We start from the raw sequence: 8610 nt of genomic DNA, 5'->3' as shown, positions 1-8610 counted from the left end.
AATTCCAACAAATTTACCGATACAAATAACTGTGGTGTAAATGTCTTTTTTCCTTGCATGAGTAAATTTAAAAAAAATCAAATTTATTTACAAGGTTTTGTATATTTGAGTTGTGCAACATGCACAGTGGTTTGTAACAATTGTGAGGCTTCAGATTTTATGGAATTTTCACTAAAAATTCAAAAAGTAATTTTAAATGTAGGAATCAATAGAAATAAGTCGTCAAAACTATTAAAAGCCGTAAAACGTTGAACAAAAAAACCGCAAAATCTCTTTTGCGGCTAGTCTATTTTCTAATGTTATCTTGAGCTTGTTGAAGTACGATTTACGAAATAGGAAGTACGAAGTTGAGAGAAGAGAAAATGGAAAAAAGAATACAGAAGCTTACTGATAATGACAAAAAATTCCCGAATCGGTAACAGTCCAAAAAGCAGCTTTTTGATTGGCATTTTTTAGTGTTTCATTTGCCCATGAATTGCAAGTATGAAATAAACTATAGTTTCCTTTTGCTTCATAAAAACTATCATTATTACCATAAGTTGTGGCTTCAATAAATAGCGGATTTTGGCTTGAATCAAATTGGAATGTATTTTCAATATTTGCAACCAATTTTTTATAATTTTCCTCAGAAATAGTGATTTTAATACAATCTTTACTTTCTTTAATTGCTTTGTAAAATGTAATATGTATTGCAGAATTACTCAATCCGAAAGCAGCATTGAATGCAGTTGAAGCCTTTAAATCAGACCATTCTGGCGTGTCTAGATAAAATCCTTTATTTCCCCAACCAAAGGCTAAATAAGTTGCAGTTGTATCTTTGGATTTAGTATTTTCAAACTTGATTTGCGAACTCCAGTTTTTGATTTCGTTTTTTACAGGAACGATAATGTCGGTATGAACTCCATTGGTTTTTATATAAATAGAAACGTCTTTAGATTGATTATCTGCATCGGAATTGATTGTGATTTTTGATAATAAAAATGCAGATGCACTGTAAATTATCAGAAATATCAAAATTGCAAAAAACAGTTTTTTGATAATTTTTAAAGTCTTTTTTATAATTTTCATCATTTAACTTTTATAAATTTAGAATCATATCCAAAATCTTTAATTTCATTAAAACTTTTGAATTCTTTTCTTGAAGGTGAAATAATATAAGAAAGAGAATCAAGTTTTTTAGAATGAATTTTGGTTATAGAATCCATTCTTTTTAAATCGTCTTCAGAATATAATTGTTTAATGGCTAAAGTATTCTTATTCAAACTTATCAATTTCACTTTCCAATAAATTGAATCTTTTTGATTTAAAACTAAAAACCCATTAATCCTTTTTGCTTTTTGCATATCAGAAAGCTGAAAAATAGTATCAATATTTTTAGATGCAAATTCTATTGAATCTCGAACTTTCTTAGAATTGAAAATTTCTTTTTTATCTTTTGAAATATATTTACCATCGACTACATCAAAATATTCCTTTAAAGAATCTAATTGATTTTTGTGAAATTTGAATTTATATTCTCTTTCCGAAAAAATCATATTATTTGTAATATTCAAAAAAATAGAATCCTCAGACATATAAATTCCTTTAAATTTATTTGGAATGGAACTCAATTCTGAATCGTTAATTGGTTGAGGGTTTTCAAAATAAAAATTATTTCCATCAGTAGGAACTTCACTTTGTTTACAAGAAATCATTAGAAAAAGCAAAACGAATAATAAAGCTAATTTTTTCATTGGGAAAAGTTTTTTTTACCAATCCAAATGTTGTGCCAAAAAAATAGAGTGCAAAATTATAACTTAAAGTAGTTTTGAATATTTATAAAGTTTCATATTCAATTCTTTCGGACTAAATGGTTTTATCACATAATCATTAATTCCTAATTTGATAGCTTTATCCAAATAACCGTATGATGCAGAAGCAGTTAATGCAATAATTGGAATATTTTTATCTCGTTCTCTAATAATTGTAGTCGCTTCATAACCATCCATTATAGGCATAGACAAATCCATTAAGATAACATCATATTGATTTCGTAAATGCTTTTCAACGGCTATCAAACCATTGTGAGCTACATCTACATCAACATTCCATTGGCTTATTATTTTATCAGCAATTTTAACGTTAATTAAGTTGTCTTCGACCAAGAGCACTCTTAAACCATCTAAGTTTTTTTCTTGATAATTATTAGAGAAAATTCTATCTTTTTGGTCAGCAAAATCGACATCAATTGGCAATTGAAGTACAAAATAAAAATTAGATCCTTTACCGATTTTGCTCTCAATGTTGATATCCGAATCTAATAAATTTAATAATTTTTTAGTGATAACGAGCCCTAAGCCTGTTCCGCCAAACTTACGTGTTGTTGTTGATTCAGCTTGAGAAAACTTCTCAAAAATCAAATTAAACTTCTCTAAATCAATCCCAATTCCAGTATCTCTAACTTGAACTTTAAAGGTTGAAAATCCATCAATAAAAGACATTTGATTAATCTCAATTATAATTTCACCTTCTTTTGTAAACTTAATCGCATTTGAAATTAAATTGGTCAAAATTTGGCTCAAACGCAACGGATCACTGATCACATTTGGTATAAAATCTTCATCTATAATCAATTTGATTTTATTCAAATTTTCAGATGCTTGATGTTCTAATGATTTTGAAATTTGAATAACTAATTCTTTAAGATTAAATGGAATTTTTTCTATATCTATTTTTCCAGCTTCAATTTTACTAAAATCTAAGATATTGTTAATCAGAAGAAATAAATTGTTTGAAGAGTGTTTCAATACTTCAAGATTTTCTTGAAAACTTGCTAAAGTATTTTCTTTTTCCATGATATAAATTAAACCAATAATTGCATTTAAAGGCGTTCTAATTTCATGGCTCATTATGGATAAAAAATCGGATTTTGCTTCGTTAGCATTTTCAGCAGAAGCTTTGGCTACATATAAAAGTTCTTGGTATTCTTTTTTGAGTTCAATTTCACTATTTAACACCTTAATTAGTTCTTTAATATTGCTATTATAGCTTCGCTTAATTGTATTACCACTAAGTTTACTAATGGATTCAATTAACTTATTTTCAAAGAATTCTTTTTCGGTTAATTCGTCTTTTAATTTGGCATTAATTTCAGAGTATTCTTTATCATTTAATCGAGAGGCTTGTTCTGATAATTCGGCATCTTTTTCATAGTTTGAATAGGTTTGATTCACTACATTAATAAAATCTAATAACTTCGGATTATCTGCAAAATCATCCTCAGTTAAAAATTTATTAAGTTGTCGTTTTAAATTTCTATTTAAAATATTATTATCCATTTATTCACTTTCAGAAATAACGGTTATGGTCATCGTTTGATTATGTAGTTCGCAAGCAACATTTTGTAGAGTTGGAGAAATTTCTCCATAGGAATAAAAACCTGCAAGAATAGTATTATTACCAAAAACATCTTTTACAACTTCAATTTCTTCTTCTATTCTGTTTCCTAAAACTATTTTTCGTCCAACACAACTTACCATTAAAGCCAATTGTGGGTTTTCATTGTCATTAATTAAGCTACTATTTGCCGCTTCATATGACGCATCAATTAATTTATCGAAATTAGCTTTCATTAAACGAACATAAGAACCTTGAGGAATATTTCCTGCAAATGTCATCGATTTATTTTCTTCATCAATGGCTAAAATTGTTCTTACAATCGCTTCATTCTCTTTATTTTCTTTCATCGATAATGGAAAATACAATGATGAACCTGGTAATTCATCGGCATATTTACCTAAATATTCTTTGTATAAATCTAAGGCGTATCGATCTCCAATTTTATACAAAACATTTTTATCTGATAACGTAACTTCACGTTCAGGACCAAAATCGGTCCAACCGCCTTCACATCCGAAACCAAAGTGTATATTTTCGCCATAAAAACCAACAGCAACAATTTTTCCTTGAGATGGTTCTGAATTAAGTCCTACTATTGTTTTTTCAAAATTAAAAGCATCACCAGCTAAACCTCCAAAAATAGGTATATCTCCATTAGTCTGTTTGATCAATTCGTTTATTAATTCTGTTCCGTTGACAAAACTTCCCTCAGATAAGATTAATATAGATTTTAAGTCTTTTACAAAAATTTCGTTTTTAATTTTTTTACCTAAATCTTCAATATTGTTATCTAACTGAATATCAACTTCAAGTGCTTTAATTTTTGTTTTTTGAAATTGTAAAGCAGTTGATATTACTTTTTCATTTACAATTGTATCGTTAGAAATTTGTCCTGAAGTAGAGCAAAAAACAATATCTGAATTGGGATACAGACTTCTTAATGATTCATAATGCTTAAATTTTTCTAAAATTGTTCGTTCACCAAAGGCTAAAACTAATTGTGCTTCAACTGGATTAAAACCATCAGTTGAAACAATTGAAGTTGAATTTTCGGAGCTATTAAATAGCAGTTGTTGAATTTTCATTTTTTTGGTTACTTTAATAGATTGGGGTTATAAAGTAAATTAAAAAAAAGTTAAAAACAAAAAAAAGCTATAAACTTTTGGTTTAAAGCTTTTTAAATATTAAAAAAAAGTAGTTATACGTTAAATCTAAAATGCATCACATCTCCATCTTTAACGATGTATTCTTTTCCTTCCACTCTTAGTTTTCCAGCTTCTTTACATTTAGCTTCTGAACCTAAAGAAGAATAATCTTCGAATGCAATAACTTCAGCACGGATGAATCCTTTTTCAAAATCGGTGTGGATTACTCCAGCTGCTTTTGGTGCTGTGTCGCCAACGTTAATTGTCCAAGCGCGAACTTCTTTAACTCCAGCTGTGAAATATGTTTGTTGTTTTAATAACTTGTAAGCTGCACGAATTAATACCGCAGAACCTGGTTCAGTCAATCCCATATCTTCTAGAAAAACTTGACGCTCTTCGTAGCTTTCTAATTCGGTAATATCTGCTTCAGCACCAACTGAAAGTATGATAACTTCTGCATCTTCGTCTTTTACTAATTCTCGAACTTGGTCAACGTATTTATTCCCATTAACTGCTGAACTTTCGTCAACATTACAAACATAAAGTACTGGTTTGTTTGTAATTAATTGAAAATCTTCCAATAATTCAATTTCGTCCTGATTTTGTGGTTCAACGGTTCTTGCAGATTTTGCTTGCAATAATGTTTCACGAATTCTATCTAAAAGTGCTTTTTCTGTTTGAGCTTCTTTGTTTCCAGTTTTAGCTGCACGATTTACTTTTTCTAAACGTTTTTCAACGGTTTCTAAGTCTTTCAATTGCAATTCGATATCGATTGTTTCTTTATCGCGAATTGGATTTACATTTCCATCAACGTGAACAATGTTATCGTTATCAAAACAACGCAAAACGTGAATAATAGCGTTACATTCTCTAATGTTTGCAAGGAATTGATTTCCTAAACCTTCACCTTTACTTGCTCCTTTTACCAATCCTGCAATATCAACGATATCAACAGTTGCCATTTGAACGCGTTCTGGTTTTACCAATTCTTCCAAACGATTGATTCTTGGATCTGGAACGTTTACCACACCAATATTAGGCTCGATAGTACAAAACGGAAAGTTGGCACTTTGCGCTTTAGCATTTGATAAACAATTAAATAAAGTTGATTTTCCTACGTTTGGTAATCCTACAATTCCTGCTTTCATTGGTCCGTTTTATTTTTTAAAAGTGTGCAAATATAAGATTTTAAATTGTTTAAAAAATAATTGAAAGTAATTTATAATTTTAGTTAATTCAATATCTAAAAAACATTATATTGCGACAAATTATTAACTAACCAACTACTTTTTATGAAAAAAATTACATTATTATTTTTTTTCATTGCTTTAAATAATGTTTTTGCACAAAAACAAATTTCAGGTAATGTTAAAGACGACAAAAACGAACCTTTATTTGGTGTTAACGTCATAGAGAAAGGCACTTCTAATGGGGTTTCTACAGATGCTGACGGAAGTTTTAAAATTAAAGTTAAAGAAGGTGCAATACTTATATTTTCTTACATTGGATATAATTCTGTAGAGAAAAGTACGGACAATACTTTAACAATTGATGTTGTTTTATCTGGTGCACAAGTTCTAAATGAAGTACAAATTGTTGGTTCACGAAACTCAAAAAGAACCATTGTAAATTCGGCAGTTCCAATTGACGTTATTGACGTTAAAAACGTAACAACTCAAAGTGGAAAAATTGAAATCAATGAATTATTACAATATGCTGCTCCATCGTTTAATGCTAACAAACAATCAGGTTCAGATGGTGCAGATCACGTTGATCCAGCATCTTTAAGAGGAATGGGACCAGATCAAACTTTGGTATTAATTAATGGAAAAAGAAGACACCAATCGTCTTTAATTAATTTATTTGGAACTCGAGGAAGAGGAAATACTGGAACCGATTTGAATGCAATTCCTGCTACTGCAATAAAAAGAATTGAAATTTTAAGAGATGGTGCAGCTGCTCAATATGGTTCTGATGCAATTGCTGGTGTAATCAATATTATTTTAAATGATAATGTAAAAGAGTTAACAGGTTCGATTACAACTGGAGCATACAATACAAACGCTCAAGGAGATTTTCCATTAGGAACAGCAAATACTCCTGGATTTAGATTAGACCAAAATGGAAATGGAAATACATTTGGAAGTGATAAAAATCTTGATGGTTTTTCAACTAAAGTTGGCTTGAACTATGGAGTTTCTTTAGGAAAAAATGGTGGATATGTTAATTTCACAGGAGAGTTTTTAAATAAAGAAAAAACACTTCGTCCTGGTTTTGATTTTAGAAAAGGATTTGGAGAAGCTGCTGTTCAAGGATTAAACTTTATGGGTAATTTATCAATTCCTATTTCAACTAAAACAGATTTTTATGCTTTCGTAGGAAGCAATATTAGAAATACTGATGCTTATGCGTTTACAAGAAATGGTGGCGCTAGAGTTGTTGAATCTATTTATCCTGGAGGATTTACACCAAGAATTACGTCTGATATATTAGATCATTCATTAGCGGTTGGAATTAAAACAAAATTTGATAACGGCTGGAAAATGGATTTGAGTAATTCATTGGGAAACAACTCATTTCAGTATAATATTGAAGGCACATTAAATGCGTCATTAGGTGCAAATTCTCCAACTAGTTTTGATGCTGGTGGACATAAATTATTGCAAAATACCACAAATTTAGATTTTTCAAAAAATTATGACACCGTTTTAGAAGGATTTAATTTAGCTTTAGGAACTGAATTTAGAGTTGAAAAATTCAATATTTTTGCTGGAGAAGTTGGTTCTTATGCTACCTATGACATCAATGGAAATGTAGTTACAGATCCAACAATTCAAACTATTCCAATTGACCCAATTTCTGGAGATCCAAGACCAGGAGGCTCACAAGGTTTTCCTGGATATAGTCCAGCAAACGAAGTAAATGAAACGCGTTCAAACTTTTCTCTATATGCTGATGGTGAATTAGATATAACAAAAGCATTCATGATTAGTACGGCAGTGCGTTTTGAAAATTACAGTGATTTTGGTAGTACATTAAACGGAAAATTAGCTTCAAGATTAAAATTAACAGATAATGTAAATTTAAGAGGTTCTATTAGTACTGGATTTAGAGCTCCATCATTAGCACAAATTTATTACAATACAAGTTTTACAAATTTTAGTAGTTCAGGAGCAACAGAAGTTTTACTTTCTGGAAACGAAAGTCCTGTTACAAAAGCATTTGGTATTGGAAAATTAAACGAAGAAAAAGCTATAAATGCCTCATTAGGTTTTACAGCAAATTACGGAAGTTTTACAGCAACAATCGATGGATATATGATCAATGTAAAAGATAGAATTGTACTAACAGGGTATTTTGATGCTTCATCATTAGGATTAAATGTTGATGCAGCTCAATTTTTTACTAATGGAGTAGATACAAAAACTAAAGGTTTAGATGTAGTCTTATCATGGAAAAAAACTTTTGGAGATTCTAAATTTGGAGCTACAGTTGTGGGTAACATCAATGATATGGAGATTACTAAAGTAAAAAATAATGGTTTAGACGAGCAAACCTTCTTCGGAGAAAGAGATAAAGCATTTTTATTAGCTTCTGCGCCTCAAAGTAAATTTGGTTTAAACTTAAATTATGGGTACAAAAAATTTGATAGTGGTTTAGCTTTTACACGTTTTAGTGAAGTAAAATTATTAGACTACCAAGTTTATGAAGATGTAAATGATTATGGTGGTTCGTTTGCTAATCAAATCAAAGCTGCAACTGATACCTATGGAGTGAAAATAGTAACCGATTTAACATTGGGTTATAAAATATCTAAAGCATTCAAAATAACTTTAGGTGCAAATAACTTACTAAATATTTATCCTGATCAACAAGATGACTGGGTTGAAGCTGGTGGATATTGGGATGCCGTTCAAATGGGATTTGGAGGAGCATATTATTATGCTAGGCTAGGTTTCAATTTCTAAAAAACAATTTCATATTATAACTAAATCCTGAAAGTTGACTTTCAGGATTTTTTTTACATGAGATTTATGTAAACTTCATATAAAATTATATAAAATTTAAGCATGAAGTCTAATCTAAA

General features: G+C 29.7%; 7 protein-coding genes. 2 read left to right on the top strand and 5 right to left on the bottom strand.

Annotated features, from left to right (window positions below):
- Window positions 1–252, top strand: a 252-nt coding sequence (locus ACIQ06_RS07730) for a hypothetical protein (RefSeq protein ID WP_396145133.1), incomplete at its 5' end; no start/stop codon positions are given.
- A gap of 132 nt (window positions 253–384) precedes the next feature.
- Here ACIQ06_RS07730 and ACIQ06_RS07725 read toward each other — a convergent pair.
- The 5 genes from ACIQ06_RS07725 to ychF all read right to left on the bottom strand — a co-directional run bounded on the left by ACIQ06_RS07725 (window position 385) and on the right by ychF (window position 5671).
- On the bottom strand, window positions 385–1071 hold the full coding sequence (locus tag ACIQ06_RS07725) for a TIGR02117 family protein (RefSeq protein ID WP_396145131.1): 687 nt from the start codon (window positions 1069–1071) through the stop codon (window positions 385–387).
- Window positions 1068–1733: a hypothetical protein gene (locus tag ACIQ06_RS07720; RefSeq protein ID WP_396145129.1), complete on the bottom strand. Its 666-nt coding sequence runs from the start codon at window positions 1731–1733 to the stop codon at window positions 1068–1070. Before ACIQ06_RS07720 ends, ACIQ06_RS07725 begins: the two co-directional genes overlap by 4 nt.
- A gap of 63 nt (window positions 1734–1796) precedes the next feature.
- Window positions 1797–3317, bottom strand: coding sequence for a response regulator (locus ACIQ06_RS07715; protein WP_396145127.1), 1521 nt, complete (start codon window positions 3315–3317; stop codon window positions 1797–1799).
- Complete coding sequence (locus tag ACIQ06_RS07710) at window positions 3318–4463, bottom strand: FIST signal transduction protein (RefSeq protein ID WP_396145125.1); 1146 nt, start codon at window positions 4461–4463, stop codon at window positions 3318–3320.
- Between the two features lie 113 nt (window positions 4464–4576).
- Complete coding sequence (ychF, locus tag ACIQ06_RS07705; protein WP_396145123.1) at window positions 4577–5671, bottom strand: redox-regulated ATPase YchF; 1095 nt, start codon at window positions 5669–5671, stop codon at window positions 4577–4579.
- Window positions 5672–5815: 144 nt separating this feature from the next.
- On the opposite strand from ychF, the gene ACIQ06_RS07700 reads away from it, so the two are divergent.
- Window positions 5816–8491 carry a TonB-dependent receptor domain-containing protein gene (locus ACIQ06_RS07700; RefSeq protein ID WP_396145121.1) on the top strand — a complete coding sequence of 892 codons (2676 nt, stop codon included), beginning with the start codon at window positions 5816–5818 and terminating at the stop codon, window positions 8489–8491.
- Window positions 8492–8610: the final 119 nt, after the last annotated feature.

Origin of the sequence: Flavobacterium sp., assembly GCF_044341265.1 — a bacterium.
Lineage (GTDB): Bacteria > Bacteroidota > Bacteroidia > Flavobacteriales > Flavobacteriaceae > Flavobacterium.
The sequence above is the reverse complement of the archived record's forward strand: the minus strand, read 5'-3'. Positions and strand labels throughout refer to the sequence as shown.